The organism is Sphingomonas sp. NCPPB 2930, assembly GCF_042867205.1.
GTDB lineage: Bacteria > Pseudomonadota > Alphaproteobacteria > Sphingomonadales > Sphingomonadaceae > Sphingomonas.
In genome coordinates, this window is record NZ_JBHZQU010000016.1 from 21,935 (window position 1) to 47,177 (window position 25,243).

A 25,243-nucleotide genomic window follows, 5' to 3' on the forward strand; every position below is an offset into this window, starting at 1 on the left:
CCGCTAGGTTGCGGGTTCGAGTCCTGCCGGGGCCACCAGCCTCACATCCCCGCATCGGGATCGGTCAGCCCGATCATCCGCCGCCCCGCCCGCCTGGCGAAGTTCAGCGTCACCTTCTTGCGGATATGGGCGGCCAGCGGCACGCTGTGCGCCTCCCGGACGATCGCCGCGTCATAGCGGTCGGCGACGATGATCCCGGTCCGCTCGGGCAGGAAGGCCGCGCCCTCCAGCGGCGACCAGTCGAAACCGGCGGGCACCGCCCAGTAGAAGCGGTCGCAATGCGCCAGATAGTCGGGCCATTTGCCGTCGCCCAGCATGTCGGCGCGCGACACCTTGATCTCGACGATCAACGCCTGCCCGCGCGCGTCGAGCGCCATCAGGTCGGCACGGCGGCCGCCCTCCAGCGGAACCTCGGGGATGGTGATCAGATCGTGGCGGAGCAGCATCCGCGTCACGCCGCGCGCGACATCGGCGGCGCAGAGCGGCGAGGCGGGATCGTCGACACACGAAGCGGGCGGCATGTCCAACATGCCACCCGCTTAGAACATTTGACGAACAAACGCAAAGCCCCGCCAGAGCGGGACCGGATCAGCGATAGAAGATATGATTGCCGATCGCGGCGACCTTCTGCACTCGCACGCCCGGACGGTTGCCGGGGGTGTTGAAGTACAGCGCCTTGCCCGCGGTGCTGTCCCACGCCTGGGACAGCGCGACCTGCGCGACCGCGATGGCGGTGCGATAGGCGGCGCGCGACGGGCTGACCGAAGGAATTTCGCCACCGCGCACGAAGCTGAACTGCCCGCGCTGCTTGATGACGTCGCACACGCTGGTCGGGAAGCGGCCCGACTTGGTGCGGTTCAGGATGACCTGGGCGACGGCGAGCTGACCGGCGAGCGGTTCGCCGCGACCCTCGAAATAAATCGCACCGGCAAGGCAGCGGAGCTCTTCGCTCGACGCCATCTCGTCCTGGGCGGCCACGGCCTCGGCCAGCGTTTCATATTCGCCGGCGTCATCCGCTTCAGAAACCTGGGAAAGATCGGGAAGCGCGGACATGGTGGCCCGGGCGCTCTGCGGAACCATCGCCAGATCGGCGGCGTTGATCCCGGAAACAGCCATCGCCGTGGCTGGTACGGCACCACCGGCAGCATTGGCGGCGACATTGGTCGCCAGGCTGGGGGTGCTGGTGGCGAGAAGTCCCGCCAGGGAAAGAGCCATGGCCGCAGTAGCCGCGACTCGCTTGAAAACCGTCATTCACTCGAACAGACATGCGGTTGGATCACGGACCCGAGCAGCCCAAAGGGCACTCGTCCGGGCTTCCCCCCGACTGCGTAACCGACCGGATCGCACCCAGCGCGGCACAACGCGACTTTAAGATGGGGGGCTCGTGGCCGATCCGGCCGCGTTCGTCAATGTTGCAGGATCGTTTCAGCGGTGAAGCGTTCCGCCGCAGCGCCATCCAGTTCGATCACCCACAGGTCGGGATCGCGCGACCGGCGGCGGCGCCAATAGCTTAAAATATCGTTTGCAGGCGTCGAATCGATCAGCGCGGTTCGGCCATCGGAGCCGAGCCCCCGCTCCAGCACGCGCTCGCGGCGCTCGGCGGTATCGGGGTCGGTATCGACGACGATCACCAATATGCCCCCCGCCTGCGGATCGCCCTTGGCCAGCACCATGCCCATGCCGCCGCTATCGTTCATCCGGCGGAGCAGCGCGGTGACCAGCATCCCGCTCGGCAGGCGACCGTCCATCGCCTCAACCCGCCCGATAGCCGGGCAGCCCCGCCAGCGCGATCTGCGAGCGCATGAAGGTGCCGGTGCCGCGTGCGACCTCTTCGCCATCGGCGTCGATCAATCGCGCATCCGCGACGAACACCCGGCGCCGTCCGCTGACCCAGCGCCCCTCGGCGACGACCGCCCCCGCCCGCATCGGCCGGGTGAGCAGCAGGTTGAACTGCGTCGTCAGCAGGAAGCGATCGGTGACCAGGCTGTTGCAGGCATAGAAGGCCGCATCGTCCAGCATCTTGAAATAGCTGGTGCCATGCGCCGCCCCCGCCGCGTGATAATGGCGTTCGTCGACCCGGAAGCGGATGCGCGCGACGCCGGGTTCGGGAATCTCCAGCGTGGAGTCGAACAGCCGGTTGATCGGCGCCTCGGCATAGAGCGCCTCCAGCGCCCGGAAATGCGCGGCCTCGCCTTCAGGCCGCGGCGTCACGCGCCTCGTCCTGGGTCAGCAGCGCCCAGATCGCGTCGGGCGACCCGGCCCCGCGCAGCTTGGCGACGAAGCCCTTGTCGCGCAGCCGCCGCGAGACCCGCGCCAGCGCCTTGAGATGCGCGGAGCCCGCATCGGCGGGGGAGAACATCGCAAAGACCAGGTCGACCGGCATGTCGTCGACCGCCTGGAAATCGACCGGCTGCGCCAGCCGCGCGAACACGCCGACGATCTGGTCCAGCCCGGCGACCTTGCCATGCGGAATGGCGATACCGCCGCCGAAACCGGTCGAACCCAGCTTCTCGCGCTCGACCAGCACGTCGGTCAGTATCTTGGCGCTCTGTCCGGCAGGACCGGACGCCGCCGTCGCCAGAACCGGAAACAGGCTTTTCTTGTTCGCGGCCGTAACACCGGCCAGCACGGTTTCGTGGCGCAACAGATCGCTAAAGTCGTTCATCGTTTTTTCCGGTGCGCCCCCGCGCGGCCCGGCTATTAGCGGGCCACGCGGAAGAACGATAGGGGCTTAAAGGTCAGCCGCCCCGCTGCGGTTCGACCCAGCCAATGGTTCCATCGCCACGGCGATACACCATGTTATACGATCCGGTGCCCGAATTCTTGAACAACAGCGCGGCTGTATTGCGCAGGTCGAGCATCATCACGGCATCGGACACGCTGGCATCGGGAATGTCGACGCGGGTTTCGGCGATGATCAGGGGCGCATCGCCCGCCTCATCTTCGTCGACCTGTTCGGCGAACAGGGTATAGCCCGCATCATAGGCCCCCGCCTCGGCCAGCTCGATCGCCTGGCCCGCATTGCGATCCTTCAGGCGGCGCGAGTAACGGCGCAGCTGCTTTTCGATCTTGGTGGCGGCACCGTCGAAGGACAGATGCGCGTCCTGTGCATCGTGGCGGCCCTTCAGGACGAGGCCGCGGGTCACGTGCATGACGATATCGCATTTGAAGCCGATATCGTGCGGCCCCTTGCCGAACGTCACCTCCGACGACATGGCGCGGGCGAAATATTTCTCGGCGATACCCTGAAGCCGGTCCGTCACATGGGTCCGCAGCGCGTCGCCCGTTTCGACCTGATGACCAGAAATCCGGATATCCATCGTCTTCTCCTTGTCTTACACGACTGGGACGGTCCTTTTGGCCTGTCCCGTGGCGTCAACCGGACGCCTCGGCCCCCCAAATCGGATCGGTGATACCCTTTAGAAACGCGGCATGGGCGGCAAGTTCCCCCTCGCTGGGGCGGAAGATGCGCGGCGGCCGGACTTTGGCGGGCGCGCGGGCGACGACCACCGGCCCCGCCTCCACCATGGTCTCGGCCAGCAGGCCTAGCCCGATCTGGCGCCCGCCCATGAGCTCGACATAGACCTGTGCCAGCAGTTGCGCGTCGAGCAGCGCGCCGTGCAGCACGCGGTGCGACCGGTCGACGCCGTACCGCGAACAGAGCGCGTCGAGCGTATGCTTGGCCCCCGGATGCTTGCTGCGCGCGATGGCCAGCGTATCGACCATCCGCGTCTTCTCGCAGACAGGCGGAAAGCCCAGCGCGCCCAGCTCGCCATTGATGAAGCCGAAGTCGAAGGTCGCATTGTGCGCGATCAGCGGCGCGTCGCCGATGAAGTCGAGAAACTCGGCCACGCCCTGGGCGAAGACCGGCTTGTCCTTCAGGAAGGCGTCGGACAAGCCGTGGATCGCCTGCGCCTCGGGGGGCATGGCGCGTTCGGGGTTGAAATAGGCGTGATAGGTCCGCCCCGTCTCGACCCGGTTTACCAGTTCGACACAGCCGATTTCGACCAGCCGGTCGCCTTCCGAAAATTTGAACCCTGTCGTTTCGGTGTCGAAAACGATCTCTCTCATGCCCCGACTATCGGCCTTCGGAGTCCCGCATGCAAGTGATCAGCCGCTGCACCGCGCGCTTTGTGTCGGTGATGGGAATGTCGGTCGCGATGACGTGATCGGCGCGCGCGCGCTTGTCGGCATCGGGCAGCTGACGTGCGAGAATCGCGTCGAATTTCTCGCGCGTCATGCCGGGCCTTGCCAACACCCTGGCCTCCTGCACGGCAGGTTCTGCCGATACGACCAACACCTTATCCACAGCCTTATCCCCGCCCGTTTCGAACAGCAAAGGCACGTCGACGACGACCAGCGGCGCGTCGGCATGGCGGTGGAGAAAGGCGGCGCGCTCGGCCTGGACCGCCGGATGGACGATTCGCTCGAGCCGCCGCATCGCCGAATCATCGCCCAGCACCGCGCGACCCAGCGCCGCGCGGTTCACCCCGTTCGCATCGGTGGTGCCCGGAAAGGCCGATTCGATCGCCGCGACCAGCCGCCCGCCCGGCCCCTGGAGCCTGTGGACACAGGCATCGGCGTCGAACACCGGCACGCCCTCGTCGCGGAACATCTGCGCGACGGTGGACTTGCCCATGCCGATCGAGCCGGTCAGCCCGAGGACGATCATCCGAGCAGAAGGCCGCGCAGTTCCTCGTCGCGGTCGCGAGGCGGCTCGGCACCGAAGAACAGCTCGAACGCCACCGCCGCCTGGCCGATCAGCATCTCCAGCCCGTCGATCGTGTCGAGGTCGCGCGCCCGCGCCGCCGCCAGCAGATCGGTCTCCAGCGGGGCATAGACGATGTCATAGACCACCGCCTCCTCGGGCAGCGCCGACAGGTCGAGGGTCAGCGGCGGCTGGCCGGTCATCCCCAGGCTGGTCGCGTTGACGACCAGGGCCGAGGGCGGCACCGCCGCGCCGATCGGCAGCGCCTGTCCCTTCAGGCCGAAGGAGGACAGCAGCGCCGCGCCCTTGAGCACGTTGCGGTTGAACAGCGTCACCGGGCCGACGCCCATGCGCGAAAGCGCGAACAGGATAGCGCGCGCCGCCCCCCCTGCCCCGATCACCGTCACCGGCTGCCCCGCGGGATCCAGCCCGCTCAGCGGCGCATAGAATCCCGCCGCATCGGTATTGGTGCCGACCAGCGCGCCGTCCTCGGCCCGGATCACCGTGTTGATCGCGCCGATCGTGGTGCGGACGTCGCCGCGATCCTCGACATGCGCCAGCGCCTCGACCTTGTGCGGCACGGTGACGTTGCAGCCGCGCCAATCGGGATCGGCCTTGCGCTCGGCGAAATAGGCCGCCAGCCCCTCGGGCGCGACGTGGACCGCGCGATACTCCACGTCGAGACCCAGCGCCTCGGCCCAGAAATTGTGGATGATCGGCGATTTGGAATGGCTGATCGGGTCGCCGATCACCTCTGCATAAGGCTTGGTCATCATGAATCCTGTCAGGCGGCCATCCAGCCGCGCTCGCGCAGATAGCCCAGCACGGGCAGCAGCGGCATGCCGAGAATGGTGAAATGGCTCCCCTCGATCCGCGAGAAGAGCTGGACGCCCGGCCCCTCGATCCGGAAACAGCCGACACAGCCCGCGATTTCGGGCCATTCCTGATCGAGATAGCGGTCGATAAAGGCACCCGAAAGCGGGCGGACATGGAGTTTCGCGCGCTCGACATGCCGCCAGACGGGGCGGCCATGTTCGGCGATGACGGCGGCGCTCCACAATTCGTGGCTGCCGCCGCTCATCCGCGCGAGATGCTCGGCCGCTTCCTCGCGGCTCTCAGGCTTGTCGAGCAGCGTGCCGTCGGCCAGCGCGACGATCGAATCCGATCCCAGCACCGGGACCGGCCCGGCATTCGCCGACACCTTCACTGCCTTCATCTCGGCCAGCGCGTCGGACAGGTCGCGGGGGGAGGTGCCCGCCATCGCCGCCTTCACGCCCGCTTCGTCGACCCGCGCGGGCAGCGCCTCATAGGCCACTCCGGCGGCGTCGAGCATCGCCCGGCGCGAGGCGCTTTGCGAGGCGAGGATGATCATGCTTCGGCCTTTCGTTGATTCACCAGCGAGATGATCGCCGCCGCCGTCTCCTCGATCGAGCGGCGGGTGACGTCGATCACCGGCCAGTCATTGTCAGCGAACATCCGCCGGGCAAAGGTCAGTTCGCGATTGACCGCCTCCTGCTCGACATAATCGGTGTCGGGCGCCTGGTTCAGCGAGAGCAGCCGGTTGCGCCGGATCGCGATCAGCCGGTCGGCGCTGGTGGTCAGACCGACGACCAGCGGCTTTTTCAACGTGAACAAAAAGGGGGGCGGGGGGCTTTCGACCACGATCGGGATGTTGGCGGTCTTGAACCCGCGATTGGCGAGATAGATGGAGGTCGGCGTCTTGGACGACCGGCTGACGCCCGCCAGCACGATATCGGCTTCCTCCCATTCCTCCCACGCGATGCCGTCGTCATGCGCGATGGTGAACTGGATCGCATCGACCCGCGCGAAATAGGCGGCATCGAGGACGTGCTGGCGACCGGGCCGCATCTTGGCCTGAACACCCAACAGCCCCGACAGCGCGGCATTGACCGGGTCGAGCGGCGCGACCGTGGGCAGGCCCAGCGCATGGCACCGGCTCTCCAGCACGCGCCGGGTGGTCGGATTGACCAGCGTATAGATCACCAGCCCCGGATTCTGCGCGATCTCCTGAAGGATGCGCTCCAGATGGCTCTCGGTGCGGACCATCGGCCAGAAGTGCCGGACGGTTTCCACATCGTCATATTGGGCCAGCGCCGCCTTGGCGATGTTCTCCAGCGTCTCGCCCGTGGAATCGGACAAAAGGTGGAGGTGGAGCCGCGTCGTCATGACCGGCCTAATGACTCTGTGGATAACATGGGAAGAATCGGTAGCGTAACTTCGCCGACCGGCCAAGCGCCGGACCGGCGGTGGATAACGACCGATTCGTCCACAATGAATCTCACAGGCCCGATTCTTTTCCACAGCCTGTGAGTTACGGGGGTCATGAATCCGAATCCCGTTGAATCGGCGATTCCCCATGAGTCAACGTGTTGGCATATCGGGGAGAGCCGCATAATCCCGACAACCAACGTGCCAACCACTTCAACAATCCATTCTTAGAATCTTCTTATTTAGAAGAAGGGGGGTCTCCTGACCGACGTTGCGATTCAAAAGCCCCTGCTCGCCGTGCTGAACGGAGAGCGGCAGGCGACACCGCCCATGTGGCTCATGCGACAGGCCGGACGCTATCTGCCCGAGTATCGCGAACTCCGGGCGCAGAAGGGCGGCTTCCTGGCCCTGGCCACCGATCCGGCGGCGGCGGCCGAGGTGACGGTGCAGCCGATCCGGCGCTTCGGGTTCGACGGCGCGATCCTGTTCTCCGACATCCTGATGGTCCCCTGGGCGCTGGGCCAGGACCTGAGCTTCGGGGCGGGGGAGGGGCCACGTCTGGCGCCCGCGCTGGTCGATCATGCGCTGAATGCCCTCGAGCGCGTCCCTGAGCGCCTCGACCCAGTCTATGCCACCGTGGCGGGGGTGAAGGCGCAATTGCCGCTCCAGACGACGTTTCTGGGCTTTGCGGGCTCTCCCTGGACGATCGCGACCTATATGGTGGCGGGGCAGGGATCGAAGGACCAGGGCGAGACGCGGCGTTTCGCCTATGCCGATCCGGCAGGCTTCGGCGCGATCATCGATGCGATCGTCGCGATGACCGTGGATTATCTGGCGGGCCAGGTCGAAAACGGCGTCGAGGCGGTGCAGCTATTCGACAGCTGGGCGGGGTCGTTGAGCCCGGCGCAGTTCGAGCGCTGGGTGATCGCCCCCAATGCCGCGATCGTCGAGGGTTTCCGCCAGCGTTGCCCCGGCGTGCCGGTCATCGGTTTCCCCAAGGGGGCCGGGGGCAAGCTGCCCGCTTATGCCCGTGAGACGGGGGTGGATGCGGTCGGGCTGGACGAGACGGTCGATCCGGTCTGGGCCGACACCTATCTGCCCAAGGACCTGCCGGTGCAGGGCAATCTCGACCCGCTGGCACTGATTGCGGGCGGCGAGGCGCTGGACGGCGCGGTCGACCGCATCCTGGCGGCGTTCACCGAGCGGCCGCATATCTTCAATCTGGGCCACGGCATTCTGCCCGACACGCCGATCGCGCATGTCGAGCGGCTGATCGCCCGTGTACGGAGCGCATCATGATCGGACTGCTCGGCGCCGCCTATGAATGGGTGAAGGCGGCACATATCATCTTCGTGATCTTCTGGATGGCCGGGCTGTTCATGATGCCGCGCTATCTGGTCTATCACCAGGAGGCGCTGGTCGCGGGCGATGCGACCGACGCCGCGCGCTGGGTCGAGCGCGAGGGCAAGCTGCGTGCCATCATCCTGACGCCCGCGATGATCGCGGTGTGGGTGCTGGGGCTGTTGCTGGGGGCGTCGCTGGGGGTGTTTTCCGGTGTGCCGGGGCTGGGATGGCTGCATGCCAAGCTGTTCTTCGTGCTGCTGCTCAGCGGCTATCATGGCTGGATGGTCGGCTATTCCAAAAAGCTGGCGCGGGGGCGGATGACGCTGTCTGGCAAGCAGCTGCGCATGATCAACGAAGTCCCCGCGCTGGCGGCGGCGGTGATCGTGGTCCTGGTGGTCATCAAGCCGTTCTGACCTTCTTGCTCCCCTCCCGTAAACGGGAGGGGTTGGGGGAGGGCAGGGAGTCTCACCGAGACCAACCCCTGCGGCCTTCCCTCCCCCATCCCCTCCCGCCTGCGGGAGGGGCGTGAGTCTCATGGGGGTGGGCCCTTTCCCCATTGACTTGGGGTTCCCCGAATCCTAACTCAAATCTTGTACGGCGCGGTCCTCGCGTCGCGTACGCTTCCTTATCGACAGCCTCGTTTCGCCGCGATCCTCGCCGACCGACGCCCTCCGACCATCCGGACCGATCCCCATGCATCTGAAAGACCTGAAGAAGAAGACCCCCGCCGACCTCGTGCAGCTGGCCGAGGAACTGGGGGTCGAGAGCGCGTCGACGCTGCGCAAGCAGGACCTGCTCTTCGCCATCCTGAAGGAGCAGGCGGAAAAGGGCGACCAGATCATGGGCCTGGGCACGATCGAGGTGCTGCCCGACGGTTTCGGCTTTCTGCGCTCGCCGGAAGCGAACTATCTCGCCGGGCCCGACGACATCTATGTCTCGCCCAACCAGGTCCGCAAGCACGGCCTGCGCACCGGCGACACGGTGGAAGGCGAGATCCGCGCGCCCAAGGACGGCGAGCGCTATTTCGCGCTGACCAAGCTGACCTCGGTCAATTTCGACGACCCGGAGGCCGTCCGCCACCGCGTCAATTTTGACAACCTCACCCCGCTCTACCCCGAGCAGAAGCTGATCCTCGACCCCGCCGACCCGACCCAGAAGGACAAGTCGGCGCGCGTCATCGACATCGTCAGCCCCCAAGGCAAGGGCCAGCGCACGCTGATCGTCGCGCCGCCGCGCGTGGGTAAGACGGTGATGCTGCAGAACATCGCCAAGGCGATCACCGACAACCATCCCGAAGTCTTCCTGATCGTCCTGCTGATCGACGAGCGTCCGGAAGAAGTCACCGACATGCAGCGCTCGGTGCGCGGCGAGGTCGTTTCCTCGACCTTCGACGAACCGGCGCAGCGCCACGTCCAGGTCGCCGAGATGGTGATCGAAAAGGCCAAGCGCCTGGTCGAGCACAAGAAGGATGTGGTCATCCTGCTCGACTCGATCACCCGTCTGGGCCGCGCCTACAACACCGTCGTGCCCTCGTCGGGCAAGGTGCTGACCGGCGGTGTGGACGCCAACGCGCTCCAGCGGCCGAAGCGCTTCTTCGGTGCGGCGCGCAACATCGAGGAGGGCGGCTCGCTCTCGATCATCGCCACCGCGCTGATCGACACCGGCAGCCGCATGGACGAGGTCATCTTCGAAGAGTTCAAGGGCACCGGCAACTCGGAAATCGTCCTCGACCGCAAGGTCGCCGACAAGCGCATCTTCCCGGCGATGGACGTGGGCAAGTCGGGCACCCGCAAGGAAGAGCTGCTGGTCGAGAAGGACAAGCTGTCCAAGATGTGGGTGCTGCGCCGCATCCTCATGCAGATGGGCACGATCGATTCGATGGAGTTCCTGCTCGACAAGATGAAGAACTCGAAGACCAACGAGGATTTCTTCGACTCGATGAACCAGTAATCGGCGCTCGGCGGGGTCATCCGGCCCCGCGACGCTACGGAAATAGGGGTTCGCCGGCGGAATTGGTCCCGCTTGCGAACCCATTTTCGTTTTGGGGCGTTAGCAGGCCCGATCCCACCCCCTTTCGGGATCGTGCCGGTCCAAGCACGGCACGGCCGCGTCGTTGCTTACCAGGCGACGCGGCCAAACGGGGGGCACGCCAATTTCCGTTCAGCCTGAGCGAAGTCGAAGGCCAAGGGTCTCCGTTGGCCAAACGCGAGCCCTGCGCCTCGACGTCGCCCCGCGGGAACGGAAGGGTAGGTGAGAGGCGCTCCGGCCCTTACGGCCGGGTGCGTCCGCCGCCCATGCCACCGCCCTGACCGCCACCCGCGCCGGGTGCGCCCACCGCGCCGATATTGCCGAACAGGTCCTGGAAGAAGCCGCGCTTGCGGCCCAGCGTCGGGGTGGTCTTGCCATAGGGCGAGATGTCGGCGACCTGATCCACGCCCGAACGGCGGATCGTCGTCACGTTGCCCGCCTGGTCGAAGCTGATCTGAAGCGTGATCTGCGACGCCGGCTTGGGCAGGTTGAAGCCCAGATTGCGGCTGTCGCGCGCGACATAATACCAGTCGCCGCCGCCGAACTGGCTGGAGATGGTCGGCGTGCCCAGCGTCTGGAGCACCGACTGGCGGTTATCCACGCCCGGCTGGATCGAGTTGACGAGATCGGTGTCGACCACATAACCCTGATGCGACCGCAGCGGCGTGCAGGCCGACGCGGCCAAGGCCATCGCCAGGCCAAGCCCGAGGGCGCGGGTCGAAGAAACGCTCATCATCATCTCCGGGCCGGGGGATCGGCCGCACAGGCAAATATACAGGCGGTCGATCCGCTCGACCGTCACCCCCTCGATATGCCAAGGGAAAGACGCATACAAGCACTCGCGCGGGTGTGATCGCGCAAGGCGAGGGAGGGGCGGATGGCCGCGGGCTGGCTGAAGCGGATGGTGGCGCGCTATTTCGGGCGCGACGGGGACGAGGCGTTGCCGCTCTACAATGCGGTGGTGCTGCGCGCACGCGAACCGCACTGGTATGTCGAGGGCGCGGTGCCCGACACGGTCGATGGCCGGTTCGACATGATCGCGGCGATCCTCTCGCTGGTCCTGATCCGGCTGGAGCGGGAGTCCGAGGGGGCGGCGCTGGCCGCGCGGTTGACCGAACGCTTCGTCACCGACATGGACGGGCAGTTGCGCGAGCTGGGCATCGGCGACATCGTGGTCGGCAAGCATATCGGCCGGATGATGGCGATGCTCGGCGGCCGCCTGACCGCCTATCGCGACGGACTGGCGGGGGAGGGGGCGGCGCTGGATGCCGCGTTGCTCCGCAATCTGTATCGGGGGGACGCGCCCGCCGGTCCGGATGCCGTCGCCCATGTGCGCGATCGGATGCGCGATCTGTCTGAGCGGCTGGCGGCGGTGTCGCTGGCTCGATTGAGAATGGGAGAATTGCCGTGACCCCCGAATGGAGCCGCCCCGAAAAGATCGACACGATCGGCGAGCGTGAAAAGACTGTGACGATCCAGGCCTCGGAAGAGGAGCGCCGCGCGCTGGCCGGGCGGTTCGGACTGGTGTCGATCGACGCCCTTGCCGCCGATCTGGTCGTCCGGCGCGATGCGATGGGCATCCTCGTCACCGGCACGGTCCGCGCAAAGGTGGCCCAGCCCTGTTCGGTGACCGGCGACCCGGTGCCCGCCACGGTGGACGAGCCGGTGGCGTTGCGCTTCGTCGAACCTTCGGGCCATGGCGGCGACGAGGAGATCGAGCTGTCCGAGGATTCGCTCGACACGATCGAGATAGAGGGCGGCACGATCGATCTGGGAGAGGCCGCGGCCGAGACCATGGCGCTCTCGCTCGACCCGTTTCCGCGCAGCCCCCATGCGGCGGCGGCCCTGAAGGAAGCGGGGGTTATCAGCGAGGACGAGGCCGGGCCGTTCGGTGCGCTGGCGGGATTGAAGGCCAAGCTGGAGGGGAAGGAGTAACCTCTCGCACTTGCGCCGGTTTTTCCCGATTATCCACAGGCTATCAACAGATAGCTAACAGGTTGCCAACGGTTTTTCGGGCCATTTTCCGACAGATTGGCCCACAGCCTATCAGGGGTCAGGTCAGGGTGTGTCGGGTCCCAGCGTCGGGTCCAGGTCGCGCGGGCGGATAAAGGCGATCAGGGTCGCGCTGTGTGAAGCGGCATCCGCCCACCGGGTGATCGGCAAGGTCAGCTGCGCGACGGTGGCGGTGGGATATTTCTCTTCGACCCGTTCGCGCAGTTCGCCATCGCAGGTCAGGTCGAGGACCAGATCCTCCAGCCCGGGATTATGCCCCACCATCAGGACATGGTCGCAGGCATCAGGCAGCGCATGGACCTGATCGAGCAGGCTGGCCGAGGAGGCGAGGTAGAGCGCCTTGTCCCAGACCGGTGCCAGCTTGCGGCCATAGCCGCTCCACACTTCGTCCAGCGTCTCGATCACACGGACGGCGGGCGAGGCGAGGATATGGTCGAAGGCCATGTCGAGCGATTTCAGATGGCGTCCCATCATCGCCGCCGCGCGCCGCCCCTTGGCGTTGAGCGGCCGGTCGAAGTCGCGTGCGACGGGATCGTCCCAGCTCGATTTGGCATGGCGAAGCAGCGTCAGCGTCTTCATCGGATCGGATTCTCCGTCGCGGCGGCCAGCGGGGTGTCGACCGATCCATGCCCGATCCCGGCGTCGGAGGAAAGCCGGGCCGCGACCCGCGCGACCGCCTCGTCGAGCGTGACGCGCGCAATCGCCACGCCCGGTGGAAAGGCGTCGAGCAGGCGCGACGGCATGGCGGCGGACAGCAGCACGAAGGCACCACGATCGTCGGCGCGGCGGATCAACCGGCCGAACGCCTGGGCCAGTCGCGCGCGGACGATACGGTCGTCATAGGCGCTGCCGCCCCCCGCCAGCTTGCGTGCGGCATGAAGCACGGTCGGCTTGGGCCAGGGTACGCCCTCCATCACCACCAGCCGCAGCGAGGCGCCGGGCACGTCCACCCCGTCGCGCAGCGCATCGGTGCCGAGCAGCGACGCCGACGGATCGTCGCGAAAGATATCCACCAGCGTCCCCGTGTCGATCGGATCGACATGCTGCGCGTGCAGCGCCAGCCCCTCGCGCGCCAGCCGGTCGGCGATCCGGCCATGCACGCCGCGCAACCGTCGGATCGCGGTGAACAGCCCCAGCGTACCCCCGCGCGACGCCGCGATCAGCCGGGCATAGGCATTGGCCAGTTGGGGAATGTCGCCGCGCTTGACGTCGGTGACGATCAGCACCTCGGCCCGGCTCGGATAATCGAACGGGCTGGGGGCGACGAAATGGGCGGGGCCACGCGCCAGATGCGGCGCGCCGGTCCGCGCCTCCGCCACGTCCCAGTCGCCGCCCGCGCGCAGGGTCGCCGAGGTGACGAGCGCGCCATGCGCGGGCTTCAGCACGATTTCGGCAAAGGGGCGGGTGGGGTCGAGCCAGTGACGGTGCAGCCCGATATCATATTCGCGCCCCTCGACCCGGTCGACCGCCAGCCAGTCGACAAAGTCGGGATCGGCAGGGCCGCCGATCCGCGCGAGCAGCGACAGCCAGGCGGCGACCGTCTCGGCGCGCCAGGCGATCGATGCGATTGCGCCCTCGACCCGCGCACGCGCCTGACCGTCGAGCCAGTCGGGCGCTTCCTGCAACACCGCCTCCAGCCGCTGGCCCAGCGTGACCAGCGGGCGCAGCAGCGCGTCGAGCGCGTGCGCGGCGGGACCGGCGGCATCGATCAGCTCGGGGGAGGGGTCGGCGAGTTCGGTCTCCAGACCATAGCCCGCATCGCCGGTTTGCTCGGCGCGTGCAAAGGCCAGCCCCCGCACCGCCGCCAACAGCGTCTCGATCGGACCGAAGGGCTGACCCTCCGCCAGTCGGCCGAGCCAGCCTTCGCTCGCCAGCGCCTGCGCGGCCTGCACCGCATCGCCGATCGCGCGATTGCCGCCCTCGTCATAGCTGGCGACATCGGACAGCCGCGCCGCCAGACCGCGCCGCCGTCCGCGCGACCCGGCCTCGGGGCCCAGGATCCAGCGGCGCAGCTCGATCGTCTCCGATCCGGTCAGCGCGGTGGCGAACATCGAGTCCGCCGCGTCGAACAGGTGATGGCCCTCGTCGAAGACATAGCGGGTCGGCCGGGTCTGAGTCTCGCGCCCGCGCGCGGCGTTGACCATCACCAGCGCATGGTTGGCGATGACGATATCCGCCTGCACCGAGGCGCGGGCCGCCCGCTCGATGAAGCATTTCCGATAATGCGGGCAGCCCGCATAGACGCACTCGCCACGCCGGTCGGTCAGCGCCGCCGATCCGTTGCGCCGGAACAGGGTGGTCAGCCAGCCGGGCAGGTCGCCGCCGACCATATCGCCATCGCCGGTATAGGCCGCCCAGCGCGCGACCAGCTGCGCCAGCACCGCCGCGCGTCCCGCGAACCCACCCTGAAGCGCGTCCTCCAGATTGAGCAGACAGAGATAATTCTCCCGCCCCTTGCGGGTGACGACGCGTTCCTTGCGCAGCACCGCGTCGGGGAAGATGCGCGCGGTCTCGCCGCTCAGCTGGCGTTGCAGCGCCTTGGTATAGGTCGAGATCCACACCGCACCGCCCGCCCGCTCGGCCCAGAGGCTGGCGGGGGCGAGATAGCCCAGCGTCTTGCCGATGCCGGTCCCCGCTTCGGCCAGGACCATGTTGGGCGTGTCGCGGACCGCGCGCGGTGCGAAGGCGGCGGTGACCGCGGCGGCATAGGCGCGCTGGCCCGGCCGCTCCTCGGCCCCGTCGCCGGTCAGCCGGACCAGCCGCTCCTCCGAATCCTGCGGCGGCAGGTCGATGGTGCGCGGGGCGGGGCGGGGGGCATCCTCTTCCCATTCGGGCAGCGCGCTGAACAGCCAGCGTTCGTTGCGCTCGGGCCGGGTCAGGCGCGGACCGATCAGCGGCGCCCAGGGCCAGCGGAGTCGCGCCAGACTCTGCGCGGCGGTCCAGGCACCCTCGCGCTCGGGCCAGGCGCCGTCGGGCATGGCGAGCAACGTCTCGGTCGCGCGGAGGAGGAAGGCGGCGACATCGGCATCGCTTTCCGGCGGCTCGAGTCCGCAGGCACGGGCAAGGCCATGCGGGGTCGGGACCGCGAATTGGGCGGGGCGCAGGAATGCGAACAGCTCGAGGATGTCGAGCCCCGACAATTCGGCATAGCCCAGCCGCTGGCCGATCAACGGCGCGTTGAGAAGGATCACCGGGGTTTCCGACGCGAGCCCGATCGCCTCGCCGCGCGAGACGGCGCGGGTCTGTCCGCCGGTGGAAATCCACACACCGCTATGGCTGGCGTGAAGAGCGGGGTGGGGAAGCGCGGTCACGATGATGATTTGGGGGAGTGGGAACAGGTTGGCAACGGGGAATGGGTGTTGAATCGTTCAGGCCAACGGGTTTGCTGTCCGACCCTCCCAGCAGGGCTACCATTCATGGCGCGCACAACGCTCAACAACGCACGCCCCTCCCGCAAGCGGGAGGGGATGGGGGAGGGAAAGCCAAACAGGACCACCCAACCTGTTCCACGTGGAACAACCCGCAATGTGGATAACTCTGTGGGCAAAGAGCGGATAGCTGGTGGAAATCGCAAAATACGTTGTGAATTGCCCCCCGGCTTGCCAGAGGCAAAATCATGACAGACGAACTTCGCTCCACCGCTCTCGAGTCCAAGGCCTGGCCCTATGAGGAGGCCCGCAAGCTCCTCAAACGCTATCCCGACGGCAAACCGGGCGGCGAGCCGATCCTGTTCGAAACCGGCTATGGCCCCTCGGGGCTCCCGCATATCGGGACGTTCAACGAAGTGCTGCGCACCACCATGGTCCGCAATGCCTTTCACGCGCTGTCGGACCAGAAGACCCGGCTGATCGCCTTTTCGGACGATATGGACGGGCTGCGCAAGGTGCCGGACAATGTCCCCAACCAGGAGATGCTGCGCGAGCATCTCGGTAAGCCGCTGACCCAGGTGCCCGATCCGTTCGAGACGTTCGACAGCTTCGCCGCGCACAACAATGCCATGCTGCGCCAGTTTCTCGACCGCTATGGCTTCGATTACGAGTTCGCCTCCTCGACCGACTATTACACCTCGGGCCGGTTCGACGATGCGCTGCGGCTGGTGCTCCGGCATTTCCAGGGCATCCAGGATGTGATGCTCCCGACCCTGCGCGCCGAGCGCCGCGCCACCTATTCGCCGGTCCTGCCGATCAGCCCCAAGTCGGGCATCGTCCTTCAGGTGCCGATCGAGGTCGTGGACGCCGAGGCGGGCCTGATCGCGTTCGAGGATGAGGGCGAGCGGATCGTCCAGTCGGCGCTGGGCGGCCTGTCCAAGCTGCAATGGAAGGTCGACTGGGCGATGCGCTGGGTCGCGCTGGGCGTGGATTACGAGATGGCGGGCAAGGACCTGATCGACTCGGTCACCCAGTCGTCCAAGATCGCGCGCGTGCTCGGCGGCCGCCCGCCCGAGGGCTTCAATTATGAGATGTTCCTCGACGAACATGGCGAGAAGATCTCCAAGTCCAAGGGCAACGGCCTCAGCCTCGACCAGTGGCTGACCTATGGGCCGGAAGAGAGCCTGGCCTTCTTCGCTTACCGCGAACCCAAAAAGGCCAAGCAGCTGCACATGGGCGTCATCCCGCGCGCGGTGGACGAATATTGGCAGTTCCGGGTCAACTATCCCAACCAGTCGCTCAAGGAGCAGCTGGGCAATCCGGTGCATCACATCCATGACGGCAAGCTGCCCGAGGGTGAGCTGCCAGTGACGTTCGGCCTGCTGCTAAACCTGGTCGGCGTGATGGGCGAGGCGACCAAGGAGCAGGTCTGGGGCTATCTCGCCAATTATGTGCCGGAAGCCTCGGCCGCGAAATATCCCGAGCTGGACCGGCTGATCGACCATGCGCTGGCCTATGCGCGTGACTTCGTCGCCCCGACGCTCCAGCGCCGCGCACCCGAGCCGCATGAGGCCGAGGCGCTGCGCCAGCTCGACGCGCAGCTGGCCGCGCTTCCCGAGGGGGCGAGTGCCGAGGATATCCAGAACATCGTCTATGAGATCGGCAAGACCGACGCCTTCCCGTCGCTGCGCGACTGGTTCAAGGCGCTGTACGAGACGCTGCTGGGATCGGCGCAGGGGCCACGCATGGGCAGCTTCATCGCGCTCTACGGTGTGGACAACAGCCGCAAACTGATCGCCGAGGCCCTCGCCAAGGTGGCGTAAAAGGGAAGGGGGGGGCCGACCGGCTCCCCCCTTTTTCGTATCAGCGGAGATGCTCCGCAAAGAACGCCATGGTGCGTTCGTCCGCCAGCCTGGCCGACTCCTCCGAGCGGCGCTGGCCGAATTCGGCGGCAAAGCCGTGATCCTCGCCGGGATAGTCGTACAGCGTCACCTTGGGGTGATCGTCCAGCCCCTCGTGCATCCGCTTCTGCGCGTCCTTGTCGACGAAATGATCCTCCTCCGGAATGTGGAGCAGCACCGGCTTGGCGATCGCATGTTTCTCGCCGAGCAGCCCGTCGATGCCGACGCCATAATAGCCGACACTGGCATCCACATCGGTCCGCGCCGCGGTCATGAAGGCCAGCCGTCCGCCCAGGCAATAGCCGACCACGCCGACCTTGAAGTCCGCGCCATGCTCGTCGCGGATCGCCTTGATCGTCGCCTCGATATCGCGAATGCCGCCATCCTGGTCGAACTGGCCCATCAGGTCGAGCGCCTGCTGCATCTCGTCGGGGACGTCGGGATCCAGCTCGATGCCCGGCGCGATCTTGTGGAAGAGATCGGGCGCGACGGCCAGATAGCCCGCCTCGGCCAGCGTATCGCATTTGCGGCGGATGCCCGCATTGATGCCGAAGATTTCCTGGATGACGATGATCGCCGCGCCCGGCTGTCCCTGCGGCTCGGCGTGATAGGCGTTGAACTGGCCGTCGCCGTGGTCGGCGGCGATGGTCTTGGTCCCGGTCATGTCTACTGGTCTCCTGTGGTCCACGCGATCATAACGCCTTATGCCCGGCTTGGTCGCGATGGAGAATGGCGCATGAAAGTGAATGTGGAAATCGACTGCACGCCCGAAGAAGCGCGGCGTGCGATGGGCCTGCCCGACCTGACGCCGATTCATGAGCGCTATGTCCAGATGATGCTCGACACGATGCAGTCGGGGGTGAAGCCCGAAATGGTCGAGGCGATGATGCGCAGCTGGGCCCCGATGGGCGAGGCGGGCATGGCGATGTGGCGGCGCATGTTCGAGGGGCAGAAGGGCTGATCCGGTGAGCGACACGATCTTCGCCGTATCGAGCGGGCAGCCCCCGGCGGCCATCGCGGTGATCCGGGTCAGCGGCCCGGCGGCGTTCGCGACGGCCGAGCGGCTGGGCGGGCGTCTGCCCGCGCCGCGTCGGGCGGGGCTGCGGACCCTGCGCGACGCGGCGGGGGCGGTGCTGGACTCGGCGCTGATGCTCTGTTTCCCCGGCCCGGCGACGGCGACCGGCGAGGATCTGGTCGAGCTGCATTGCCATGGCGGCCGCGCGGTGGTTGCGGCGGTCGAGGCGGCGCTGGCGACATCACCCGGTGTCCGCCGGGCCGAGCCGGGTGAGTTTACCCGCCGCGCCCTGCTCAACGGCCGGATCGATCTGGCCGAGGCGGAGGGGCTGGCCGATCTGCTCGAAGCCCAGACCGAGCGACAGCGGCGGGCCGCGATCGGCGCGGTCGAGGGTCGGGTGAGCCAGGCGCTGCGCGGCTGGATGGACCGGCTCTCTGCCTTGTCCGCCGGGATCGAGGCGATGCTCGATTTCGCCGAGGAGGATGACGTCCCGCTCGACGCCGCCATGGTGGCGCGGATCAGGAGCGACATGACCGCGCTGGCCGCCACGATGCTGGCGGCGGTCGACCAGCCGCCGGTCGACCGACTGCATGACGGTATCCGGGTGGTACTGGCGGGGCCGCCCAATAGCGGCAAGTCGACCCTGCTCAACCTGCTGGTCGAGCGCGAGGCGGCGATCGTCTCGCCGATTGCGGGGACGACGCGCGACCGGATCGAGGCGAGCGTGCTGCGCGGCGGCATCGCCTATGTGCTGACCGACACGGCGGGGCTGGCCGAGGATACCGACGATGTGATCGAGGCGATCGGCGTCACGCGCGCGCAGGAGGCGATCGGACAAGCCGACATCCTGCTATGGATGGCCGATGCTCCACCGCCGCGCGACGATGCGATCTGGCTGCACGGACGCGCCGATCTGCCGGGGCGCGAGGCTTTGCCCGAGGGGCGGGCGCTGGCGGTGCGGCGGGACAATGCGACGTCGGTGGCCATGGTCTGGGACGCGATTGCGGCGCATGCGGCGACCCTGCTCCCGCGCGAGGATGCGCTGGGTTTCAAGCGGCACCAGCAGGACCAATGCCGCCGAGCGGCACAGGCGCTGCTCACCGCTCAGGGCGATGACGTGCTGTTGATCGCCGAGGAGCTGCGCGTGGCGCGGCAGGCGCTGGCGGCGGTACTGGGGGTCAGCGCGACTGAGACGATGCTCGACGCCTTGTTCGGACGCTTCTGCCTGGGCAAGTGATGTTCCACGTGGAACGTTTTGCCACGGATCGCTTTGACGCTGCGCGCCTCTTGCGATAGGGCGGGGGCATGTTTGATGTCGTAGTGATCGGTGGCGGTCACGCGGGAACCGAGGCCGCCGCAGCGGCCGCGCGCCGGGGCGCGCAGACGGCCCTTTTGTCCTTCGATCGTCATGGCCTGGGCGCCATGTCCTGCAATCCGGCGATCGGCGGATTGGGGAAGGGCCATATTGTGCGCGAGGTCGACGCCTTTGACGGGCTGATCGGTCGCGCGGCGGATCAGGGCGCGATCCACTATCGGATGCTCAACCGGAGCAAGGGGACGGCAGTGCAGGGCCCCCGCGTCCAGGCGGACCGGCGGCGCTATGCCGGGGCGATCCAGGCGATGCTGGCGGCGCAACCCGGCCTGACGATCGTCGAGGGCGAGGCCGAGGCGCTGGTGCTGGACGGTGGCCGGGTGGCCGGCGTGCAGCTGGCGGACGGCTCGGTGCTGGCCTGTCGCGCGGTGGTGCTGGCGACCGGGACCTTCCTGGGCGGACGGCTATTCCGGGGCGAGGAGCGGCATCTAGGCGGCCGTATCGGCGAGCGCGCCGCGACCCGCATGGCCGAGCAGCTGCGTGGTCTGGGCCTGCCGATGGCGCGGATGAAGACCGGCACGCCGCCGCGTCTGGACGGGCGCAGCATCGATTGGGCTCGGCTGGACGAGCAGCCGTCGGACACCGATCCCTGGACCATGTCGCCCATGACGGCGGCACGGCCGCTGCCGCAGATCGCCTGCGCGATCACCCGGACGACCGAAGAGACCCATGCGATCATCGCGGCGGCCTTTCACCGCTCGCCGCTGTTTACCGGCGCGATCGAGGCGAACGGCCCGCGTTATTGCCCGTCGATCGAGGACAAGATCAAGCGCTTCGCGGACCGCGACAGCCATCAGATCTTCTTGGAGCCGGAGGGGCTGGACGATCCGATCGTCTATCCCAACGGCCTGTCGACCTCGCTGCCGACCGATGTGCAGGCGGCGATGATCGCCTCCATGCCGGGGCTGGAGCGCGCGGTCATCACGCTGCCCGGCTATGCGGTGGAATATGACCATATCGACCCGCGCGCGCTCGACGCCCGATTGGCGCTGGGGGCGCTGCCGGGGGTGTTCTGCGCGGGCCAGATCAACGGCACGACGGGGTATGAGGAAGCGGCTGGGCAGGGGTTGATCGCCGGGCTCAACGCGGCGGCGCTGGCCTGTGGGCTGGCCCCCGTCATCCTCGACCGCGCTTCCAGCTATCTGGGCGTGATGATCGACGATCTGGTATTGCAGGGCGTGACCGAACCCTATCGGATGCTGACCGCGCGCGCCGAATATCGGCTGTCGCTGCGGGCCGACAATGCCGAGACGCGGCTGGGGGACATCGCCGAGGCGGCGGGATGCCTGTCGCCCGAGCGGCTGGCGCATCGGCGGCGGCGGCAGGCGCAGCAGGCGACCCTGCGCGACCGTTTGGCGGTCATCCGCACCGCCTCCGATCTGGCGCGCAGCGGAGCGGCGATCGCACAGGATGGCGCCCGCCGGTCCGCCTATGAATGGCTGCGCTTCGATGGCGTCACGCTGGCGCATGTCGCGCCCGATGCGGCCGAGGGGTGTGACCCGGCGGTCGTTGCCGAGACGCTCGAGGATGCGCGCTATGCGCCTTATGTCGAGCGTCAGGCCGAGGAGGTGGCGCGGTTGCGCGCCGACGAGCAGATCCTGTTGCCCGCCACGATCGACTATGCCGCCATCCCCGGTCTGTCGCAGGAGATGATCGACCGGCTGGGTCTGGCGCGTCCCGCGACGCTGGCCGCCGCATCGCGCATTCGCGGCATCACTCCCGCCGCCTTGTCGGCGGTTCTTCTCCACGCACGAAAGATGGCGGCATGACCGAAGACCAGGCCCGCGACTGGGTCGTCGCGCGTTTCGGGGCGGAAGCCGCCGACCGGATCGACCATTTCCTCAATCTGGTGGTCGTGGAAAACGATCAGCAGAATCTCATCGCGCCTTCGACCATCTCCACCATCTGGTCGCGGCACGCGCTCGACTCGGTACAGCTGATTCCGCTGGCGGATCGGCCTGATGGGCAATGGGTTGATATCGGCACGGGGGGTGGCTTTCCCGGTATGGTCGTGGCGCTGGCCTGGCCAGGCAAGGTCGCGCTGGTCGAGCCCCGCAAGCGCCGCGCCGACTTCCTGCGCGACTGTGCCGAGACGCTGGGGATTGCCGACCGGGTCAGCGTCCATGCCTCCAAGATCGAGGCGGTGGAGATCAAGGCGGATATTATTTCTGCTCGCGCCGTGGCGACAGTCGAAAATCTTTTGCGCGCAGCCGCCCATTGCGGCAAACAGGATACGCGGTGGCTGCTCCCGCGCGGCCGCCTGGACGAGCGCGAAATCAAGACCCTCAAGCGGCACTGGCGCTTCGTGTTTCACGTGGAACATAGCATCACCTCGGCGGACTCGTCGATCGTGATCCTCGACCGAGTAGGGGCCCGATGATCTGCGTTGCCATCGCGAACCAGAAGGGTGGGGTGGGCAAGACCACCAGCGCCATCAATTTAGCGACCGCGCTGGCCGCGACCGGGCTGCATGTCCTGCTGATCGACCTTGATCCGCAAGGCAATGCCTCGACGGGGCTGGGTATTCCCAACAGCCAGCGCATGTTCTCCAGCTACCACGTCCTGCTGGGGGAAGCGCGGATCGACGACGCGGTCGTCCATACCCAGGTGCCGCGCCTCGACGTCGTGCCTGCGACAGTCGACCTGTCCGGGGCCGAGCTGGAGCTGGTCGATTACGAGAATCGCACCCATCGGCTTGATCATGCGATGCGCCGCTCGCAGGGCAATTGGGATATCGTGCTGGTCGACTGCCCGCCCTCGCTGGGGCTGCTGACGATCAATGCGATGGTGGCGTCCGATTCGCTGTTCGTGCCGCTGCAATGCGAGTTCTTCGCGCTGGAGGGCCTGTCGCAGCTTTTGACCACGGTCGAGCGGATACGCGCGCGGTTCAATCCGGGGCTGGCGATTCTCGGCGTGGCTTTGACGATGTTCGACCGGCGCAACCGGCTGACCGATCAGGTGTCGGCGGATGTGCGCGCGGTTTTGGGAGGTGTGGTGTTCGATACGGTGATTCCGCGCAACGTCCGGCTGTCGGAGGCGCCCAGCCATGGACTTCCTGCGTTGATCTATGACCATCGCTGCGTCGGCAGCCAGGCCTATATCGCGCTGGCCCGCGAGCTGATCGCGCGCCTGCCGTTGACCACCCAGCCGGGAGCGGCCGCGGCATGAGCACGGAAGCCGCCAAGCGCCCGCGTCCCGGCCTCGGGCGCGGACTGGGGGCGTTGCTCGGTGACATTGCGCGCGAGACGCCGATCCAGCCGGGCGACCAGCAGATACCCGGCGGCGTGCGGATGCTGCCCGTAGGGGCTTTGTCGCCGCATCCCGACCAGCCGCGTCGCCATTTCGAGGAAGCCGCGCTCGACGAACTCGCCGCCTCGATCGCGGCGCGCGGGCTGATCCAGCCGATCGTCGTGCGTCCGCATGGCAAGGATTATCAGATCGTCGCGGGCGAGCGCCGCTGGCGCGCGGCGCAGCGTGCCCGGCTGCACGAGGTGCCGGTCGTCGTCCGCGACTTTGACGACGCCCAGACGCTCGAAATCGCGCTGATCGAGAATATCCAGCGCCAGGACCTCAACGCGATCGAAGAGGCGCAGGCCTATCAGCGGCTGGCGGGCGAGTTTGGCCATACCCAGGAAGCGCTGGCCAAGATCGTCCACAAGTCGCGCAGCCATGTCGCGAACCTGCTGCGGCTGCTCGAATTGCCTGAATCGGTGCAGAAGCAGGTCGTCACCGGCGCCCTGTCGATGGGCCATGCCCGCGCGCTGCTGGGGGCGGAGGATGTCGAGGCGCTGGCCGATCAGGTGATCGGACGCGCGCTGAGCGTGCGCGAGACCGAAAAGCTGACCCGCGAGGCCAAGGGCGGTGGGCGCAAGGCGGCGGCGGAGTCGGACAAATCGGGTCCGCGCGGCAATGGGATGGACGCGGCGGATGCGGATATCGCGGCGCTGGAGGGCCAACTCGCCGATCTGCTGGGCCTGTCGGTGCGGATCGCGCATGGCGAGAAGGGCGGCACGCTGACCCTCAGCTATTCGACGCTCGATCAGCTCGACATGGTATGCCAGCGGCTGACCGGTGAGGGTATTTGAAAGGGGGACGCTGGTCTGTTCCGCAGACAGGCGCAACTCGCTTTTGAATTCTGAATGGGGTGTGGTCCGCGCTTCGCTCAGCCTGAACGGGTATTGGTAAAGATCCCCAAGCCCCGTTCAGGCTGAGCGAAGCCGGAATCACCCCCTCCGGGCAATGCCCTGTGCGATGATCGTCGCCTCGGCCTCCGCCAGCACGGCACCGGCATTGCCCGGCGCCATCACCGCCCGCTCCGCCGCCCGGATACGGGCCAGTGCGCGCGCCAGCATCGCCGGGGTCCAGCGGCGCAACGCCTTGGCGGTGCGCGCCTCGTCGCGGAAGAAGACGCGGTGGCGCTTCATCACCGCGTCGACCGGCTCGCCCTTGTCGATATCGGCGCGCATTTCGGCCAGCGCGACCAGGCGGCGGGCCAGCGCGCGCAGCCAGGGGATGGGGGAGGCGCCACCTTCGTCCAGCAAGGCCAGTTCGCCGCCCAGATCGGCGACGCGGCCCTCGACCACCGCTTCGACTGCATCGCCCATCTCGACCTCGCCCAGATCGGCACCGATGGCGTCCAGTGCGCCATGGTCGATCTCGCGCGGGCGATCGGGGGCGGCGTCGGCATAGAGGGCGAGTTTCTCCAGCTCGCGGGTCATGACCGAGCGATCGGCCGCGGCGGCATCAACCAGCCGCGCCGCCACGCCCGCCGCCAGCCGTAGCCCCATTTCGCCCGCCATGGTCGCTGCCAGCCGCTCGGCATCCGCCGCCGTGGGGGCGTAACAGCCAAAGGCCATGGCGCGCGGCGATTCCAGCGCCAGCTTGACGATCTTGGCGGTCGTCTTGACCGATGGGGCGATGGCGACGACCGGATTGCCCGCCGATTCCGCTTCCAGCAGCGCGGTGAATGCCGCCAGCCCTTCCTCACCGACACTGGCGATGCGGATATGCCGGGGCCCGCCGAAAAGCGACAGCGCGGCGGCTTCGTCGGTCAGGCGGGCGGGATCGCTCTTGAGCGTCGCCGAATCGAGATCGATCCGCTCGGCATCGCGCCCCATCGCATTGGCCAACAACCGGGCCAGTTCGGCGGCCCCCGCCTCGTCCGGGCCGTGCAACAGATAAAGGCGGATGTCGGGCGAGGGGCGGCCCAGCGCCTGGCGAATCTGGTTGGCGCTGGCTTTCAACGGGTGGGGGCTTTCACAGCGA

General features: G+C 67.5%; 28 protein-coding genes. 12 read left to right on the forward strand and 16 right to left on the reverse strand.

The features are described 5' to 3' along the window. Window positions 1-41 precede the first annotated feature (41 nt). The 11 genes from ACFX59_RS15390 to ACFX59_RS15440 form a co-directional block, all read right to left on the reverse strand. Window positions 42-530 (reverse strand): MmcB family DNA repair protein, encoded by a 489-nt coding sequence (locus ACFX59_RS15390; RefSeq protein WP_387433415.1) that lies wholly within the window; start codon window positions 528-530, stop codon window positions 42-44. 58 nt (window positions 531-588) lie between these two features. Further along, window positions 589-1,215: a cell wall hydrolase gene (locus ACFX59_RS15395; protein WP_307101780.1), complete on the reverse strand. Its 627-nt coding sequence runs from the start codon at window positions 1,213-1,215 to the stop codon at window positions 589-591. Between the two features lie 191 nt (window positions 1,216-1,406). Then, entirely contained in the window at window positions 1,407-1,748 is a 342-nt protein-coding gene (locus tag ACFX59_RS15400) for a DUF1491 family protein (protein WP_387433418.1), read from the reverse strand. A 4-nt stretch (window positions 1,749-1,752) separates the two neighbouring features. After that, window positions 1,753-2,211, reverse strand: a complete 459-nt coding sequence (locus tag ACFX59_RS15405) for a PaaI family thioesterase (RefSeq protein WP_307101784.1) — start codon at window positions 2,209-2,211, stop codon at window positions 1,753-1,755. Beyond that, window positions 2,195-2,665 (reverse strand): PTS sugar transporter subunit IIA, encoded by a 471-nt coding sequence (locus tag ACFX59_RS15410; RefSeq protein WP_307101786.1) that lies wholly within the window; start codon window positions 2,663-2,665, stop codon window positions 2,195-2,197. The genes ACFX59_RS15405 and ACFX59_RS15410 overlap by 17 nt, the downstream gene beginning before the upstream one ends. Before the next feature lie 73 nt (window positions 2,666-2,738). After that, complete coding sequence (gene hpf / locus ACFX59_RS15415; protein WP_307101788.1) at window positions 2,739-3,320, reverse strand: ribosome hibernation-promoting factor, HPF/YfiA family; 582 nt, start codon at window positions 3,318-3,320, stop codon at window positions 2,739-2,741. A 55-nt stretch (window positions 3,321-3,375) separates the two neighbouring features. After that, complete coding sequence (dnaQ, locus tag ACFX59_RS15420; protein ID WP_354295216.1) at window positions 3,376-4,071, reverse strand: DNA polymerase III subunit epsilon; 696 nt, start codon at window positions 4,069-4,071, stop codon at window positions 3,376-3,378. 7 nt (window positions 4,072-4,078) lie between these two features. After that, the gene (gene coaE, locus ACFX59_RS15425) at window positions 4,079-4,672 is read right to left on the reverse strand and encodes a dephospho-CoA kinase (RefSeq protein ID WP_387433422.1); all 594 of its coding nucleotides are present in this window, start codon (window positions 4,670-4,672) and stop codon (window positions 4,079-4,081) included. After that, on the reverse strand, window positions 4,669-5,481 hold the full coding sequence (gene aroE, locus ACFX59_RS15430) for a shikimate dehydrogenase (protein ID WP_387433424.1): 813 nt from the start codon (window positions 5,479-5,481) through the stop codon (window positions 4,669-4,671). The genes coaE and aroE overlap by 4 nt, the downstream gene beginning before the upstream one ends. Window positions 5,482-5,492: 11 nt before the next feature. Further along, window positions 5,493-6,080 (reverse strand): Maf family protein, encoded by a 588-nt coding sequence (locus ACFX59_RS15435; protein ID WP_387433426.1) that lies wholly within the window; start codon window positions 6,078-6,080, stop codon window positions 5,493-5,495. After that, a complete protein-coding gene (locus ACFX59_RS15440; RefSeq protein ID WP_307101798.1) occupies window positions 6,077-6,895 on the reverse strand; it encodes a pyruvate, water dikinase regulatory protein in 819 nt (272 codons plus the stop codon). Before ACFX59_RS15440 ends, ACFX59_RS15435 begins: the two co-directional genes overlap by 4 nt. A gap of 318 nt (window positions 6,896-7,213) precedes the next feature. Between ACFX59_RS15440 and hemE the strand changes: the two genes are divergently transcribed. From hemE to rho, 3 genes are all read left to right on the forward strand, one after another. After that, entirely contained in the window at window positions 7,214-8,236 is a 1,023-nt protein-coding gene (gene hemE, locus ACFX59_RS15445; protein WP_387433503.1) for a uroporphyrinogen decarboxylase, read from the forward strand. Continuing rightward, window positions 8,233-8,694, forward strand: coding sequence for a CopD family protein (locus tag ACFX59_RS15450; RefSeq protein WP_387433428.1), 462 nt, complete (start codon window positions 8,233-8,235; stop codon window positions 8,692-8,694). Before hemE ends, ACFX59_RS15450 begins: the two co-directional genes overlap by 4 nt. 280 nt (window positions 8,695-8,974) lie before the next feature. Further along, the gene (gene rho, locus ACFX59_RS15455) at window positions 8,975-10,231 is read left to right on the forward strand and encodes a transcription termination factor Rho (RefSeq protein WP_042486922.1); all 1,257 of its coding nucleotides are present in this window, start codon (window positions 8,975-8,977) and stop codon (window positions 10,229-10,231) included. A gap of 319 nt (window positions 10,232-10,550) precedes the next feature. Here rho and ACFX59_RS15460 read toward each other — a convergent pair whose 3' ends face one another. Then, window positions 10,551-11,048 (reverse strand): outer membrane protein assembly factor BamE, encoded by a 498-nt coding sequence (locus ACFX59_RS15460; protein ID WP_373424720.1) that lies wholly within the window; start codon window positions 11,046-11,048, stop codon window positions 10,551-10,553. Window positions 11,049-11,186: 138 nt separating this feature from the next. On the opposite strand from ACFX59_RS15460, the gene ACFX59_RS15465 reads away from it, so the two are divergent. After that, window positions 11,187-11,720 carry a ubiquinol-cytochrome C chaperone family protein gene (locus tag ACFX59_RS15465; protein WP_307101804.1) on the forward strand — a complete coding sequence of 178 codons (534 nt, stop codon included), beginning with the start codon at window positions 11,187-11,189 and terminating at the stop codon, window positions 11,718-11,720. Next, window positions 11,717-12,244, forward strand: coding sequence for a YceD family protein (locus ACFX59_RS15470; RefSeq protein WP_387433432.1), 528 nt, complete (start codon window positions 11,717-11,719; stop codon window positions 12,242-12,244). Before ACFX59_RS15465 ends, ACFX59_RS15470 begins: the two co-directional genes overlap by 4 nt. A 123-nt stretch (window positions 12,245-12,367) precedes the next feature. Here the strand turns inward: ACFX59_RS15470 and ACFX59_RS15475 are convergent, their stop codons facing one another. Continuing rightward, on the reverse strand, window positions 12,368-12,901 hold the full coding sequence (locus ACFX59_RS15475) for a histidine phosphatase family protein (RefSeq protein ID WP_309691344.1): 534 nt from the start codon (window positions 12,899-12,901) through the stop codon (window positions 12,368-12,370). Then, on the reverse strand, window positions 12,898-15,633 hold the full coding sequence (locus tag ACFX59_RS15480; protein WP_387433435.1) for an ATP-dependent DNA helicase: 2,736 nt from the start codon (window positions 15,631-15,633) through the stop codon (window positions 12,898-12,900). The genes ACFX59_RS15475 and ACFX59_RS15480 overlap by 4 nt, the downstream gene beginning before the upstream one ends. Before the next feature lie 305 nt (window positions 15,634-15,938). Here ACFX59_RS15480 and ACFX59_RS15485 point away from each other — a divergent pair, with 305 nt between their 5' ends. Next, on the forward strand, window positions 15,939-17,513 hold the full coding sequence (locus tag ACFX59_RS15485; RefSeq protein WP_387433437.1) for a lysine--tRNA ligase: 1,575 nt from the start codon (window positions 15,939-15,941) through the stop codon (window positions 17,511-17,513). Between the two features lie 40 nt (window positions 17,514-17,553). Here ACFX59_RS15485 and ACFX59_RS15490 read toward each other — a convergent pair whose 3' ends face one another. Further along, window positions 17,554-18,255, reverse strand: a complete 702-nt coding sequence (locus ACFX59_RS15490; RefSeq protein WP_387433440.1) for a dienelactone hydrolase family protein — start codon at window positions 18,253-18,255, stop codon at window positions 17,554-17,556. A 72-nt stretch (window positions 18,256-18,327) separates the two neighbouring features. Between ACFX59_RS15490 and ACFX59_RS15495 the strand changes: the two genes are divergently transcribed. From ACFX59_RS15495 to ACFX59_RS15520, 6 genes are all read left to right on the forward strand, one after another. Continuing rightward, window positions 18,328-18,552, forward strand: coding sequence for a DUF6489 family protein (locus tag ACFX59_RS15495; RefSeq protein WP_306997208.1), 225 nt, complete (start codon window positions 18,328-18,330; stop codon window positions 18,550-18,552). 4 nt (window positions 18,553-18,556) lie between these two features. Further along, on the forward strand, window positions 18,557-19,843 hold the full coding sequence (mnmE, locus tag ACFX59_RS15500; RefSeq protein WP_387433443.1) for a tRNA uridine-5-carboxymethylaminomethyl(34) synthesis GTPase MnmE: 1,287 nt from the start codon (window positions 18,557-18,559) through the stop codon (window positions 19,841-19,843). Between the two features lie 68 nt (window positions 19,844-19,911). After that, window positions 19,912-21,747 carry a tRNA uridine-5-carboxymethylaminomethyl(34) synthesis enzyme MnmG gene (gene mnmG / locus ACFX59_RS15505; RefSeq protein ID WP_387433445.1) on the forward strand — a complete coding sequence of 612 codons (1,836 nt, stop codon included), beginning with the start codon at window positions 19,912-19,914 and terminating at the stop codon, window positions 21,745-21,747. Continuing rightward, complete coding sequence (rsmG, locus tag ACFX59_RS15510) at window positions 21,744-22,358, forward strand: 16S rRNA (guanine(527)-N(7))-methyltransferase RsmG (protein WP_309700011.1); 615 nt, start codon at window positions 21,744-21,746, stop codon at window positions 22,356-22,358. The genes mnmG and rsmG overlap by 4 nt, the downstream gene beginning before the upstream one ends. Beyond that, window positions 22,355-23,146 carry a ParA family protein gene (locus tag ACFX59_RS15515; RefSeq protein ID WP_307101824.1) on the forward strand — a complete coding sequence of 264 codons (792 nt, stop codon included), beginning with the start codon at window positions 22,355-22,357 and terminating at the stop codon, window positions 23,144-23,146. The genes rsmG and ACFX59_RS15515 overlap by 4 nt, the downstream gene beginning before the upstream one ends. Further along, the gene (locus tag ACFX59_RS15520; RefSeq protein WP_387433448.1) at window positions 23,143-24,063 is read left to right on the forward strand and encodes a ParB/RepB/Spo0J family partition protein; all 921 of its coding nucleotides are present in this window, start codon (window positions 23,143-23,145) and stop codon (window positions 24,061-24,063) included. Before ACFX59_RS15515 ends, ACFX59_RS15520 begins: the two co-directional genes overlap by 4 nt. A gap of 138 nt (window positions 24,064-24,201) precedes the next feature. Here the strand turns inward: ACFX59_RS15520 and holA are convergent, their stop codons facing one another. Continuing rightward, window positions 24,202-25,221, reverse strand: a complete 1,020-nt coding sequence (holA, locus tag ACFX59_RS15525) for a DNA polymerase III subunit delta (protein ID WP_309691364.1) — start codon at window positions 25,219-25,221, stop codon at window positions 24,202-24,204. Window positions 25,222-25,243 lie beyond the last annotated feature (22 nt).

Bases quoted from the DNA above. Each gene is read 5' to 3' on its own strand.
- ACFX59_RS15390 (WP_387433415.1), bottom strand. From the start codon at position 530: ATGTTGGACATGCCGCCCGCTTCGTGTGTCGACGATCCCGCCTCGCCG.
- ACFX59_RS15395 (WP_307101780.1), bottom strand. From the start codon at position 1,215: ATGGCTCTTTCCCTGGCGGGACTTCTCGCCACCAGCACCCCCAGCCTG.
- ACFX59_RS15400 (WP_387433418.1), bottom strand. From the start codon at position 1,748: ATGGACGGTCGCCTGCCGAGCGGGATGCTGGTCACCGCGCTGCTCCGC.
- ACFX59_RS15410 (WP_307101786.1), bottom strand. From the start codon at position 2,665: ATGAACGACTTTAGCGATCTGTTGCGCCACGAAACCGTGCTGGCCGGT.
- hpf (WP_307101788.1), bottom strand. From the start codon at position 3,320: ATGGATATCCGGATTTCTGGTCATCAGGTCGAAACGGGCGACGCGCTG.
- dnaQ (WP_354295216.1), bottom strand. From the start codon at position 4,071: ATGAGAGAGATCGTTTTCGACACCGAAACGACAGGGTTCAAATTTTCG.
- coaE (WP_387433422.1), bottom strand. From the start codon at position 4,672: ATGATCGTCCTCGGGCTGACCGGCTCGATCGGCATGGGCAAGTCCACC.
- aroE (WP_387433424.1), bottom strand. From the start codon at position 5,481: ATGACCAAGCCTTATGCAGAGGTGATCGGCGACCCGATCAGCCATTCC.
- ACFX59_RS15435 (WP_387433426.1), bottom strand. From the start codon at position 6,080: ATGATCATCCTCGCCTCGCAAAGCGCCTCGCGCCGGGCGATGCTCGAC.
- ACFX59_RS15440 (WP_307101798.1), bottom strand. From the start codon at position 6,895: ATGACGACGCGGCTCCACCTCCACCTTTTGTCCGATTCCACGGGCGAG.
- ACFX59_RS15450 (WP_387433428.1), top strand. From the start codon at position 8,233: ATGATCGGACTGCTCGGCGCCGCCTATGAATGGGTGAAGGCGGCACAT.
- rho (WP_042486922.1), top strand. From the start codon at position 8,975: ATGCATCTGAAAGACCTGAAGAAGAAGACCCCCGCCGACCTCGTGCAG.
- ACFX59_RS15460 (WP_373424720.1), bottom strand. From the start codon at position 11,048: ATGATGATGAGCGTTTCTTCGACCCGCGCCCTCGGGCTTGGCCTGGCG.
- ACFX59_RS15465 (WP_307101804.1), top strand. From the start codon at position 11,187: ATGGCCGCGGGCTGGCTGAAGCGGATGGTGGCGCGCTATTTCGGGCGC.
- ACFX59_RS15475 (WP_309691344.1), bottom strand. From the start codon at position 12,901: ATGAAGACGCTGACGCTGCTTCGCCATGCCAAATCGAGCTGGGACGAT.
- ACFX59_RS15485 (WP_387433437.1), top strand. From the start codon at position 15,939: ATGACAGACGAACTTCGCTCCACCGCTCTCGAGTCCAAGGCCTGGCCC.
- ACFX59_RS15490 (WP_387433440.1), bottom strand. From the start codon at position 18,255: ATGACCGGGACCAAGACCATCGCCGCCGACCACGGCGACGGCCAGTTC.
- ACFX59_RS15495 (WP_306997208.1), top strand. From the start codon at position 18,328: ATGAAAGTGAATGTGGAAATCGACTGCACGCCCGAAGAAGCGCGGCGT.
- mnmG (WP_387433445.1), top strand. From the start codon at position 19,912: ATGTTTGATGTCGTAGTGATCGGTGGCGGTCACGCGGGAACCGAGGCC.
- rsmG (WP_309700011.1), top strand. From the start codon at position 21,744: ATGACCGAAGACCAGGCCCGCGACTGGGTCGTCGCGCGTTTCGGGGCG.
- ACFX59_RS15515 (WP_307101824.1), top strand. From the start codon at position 22,355: ATGATCTGCGTTGCCATCGCGAACCAGAAGGGTGGGGTGGGCAAGACC.
- ACFX59_RS15520 (WP_387433448.1), top strand. From the start codon at position 23,143: ATGAGCACGGAAGCCGCCAAGCGCCCGCGTCCCGGCCTCGGGCGCGGA.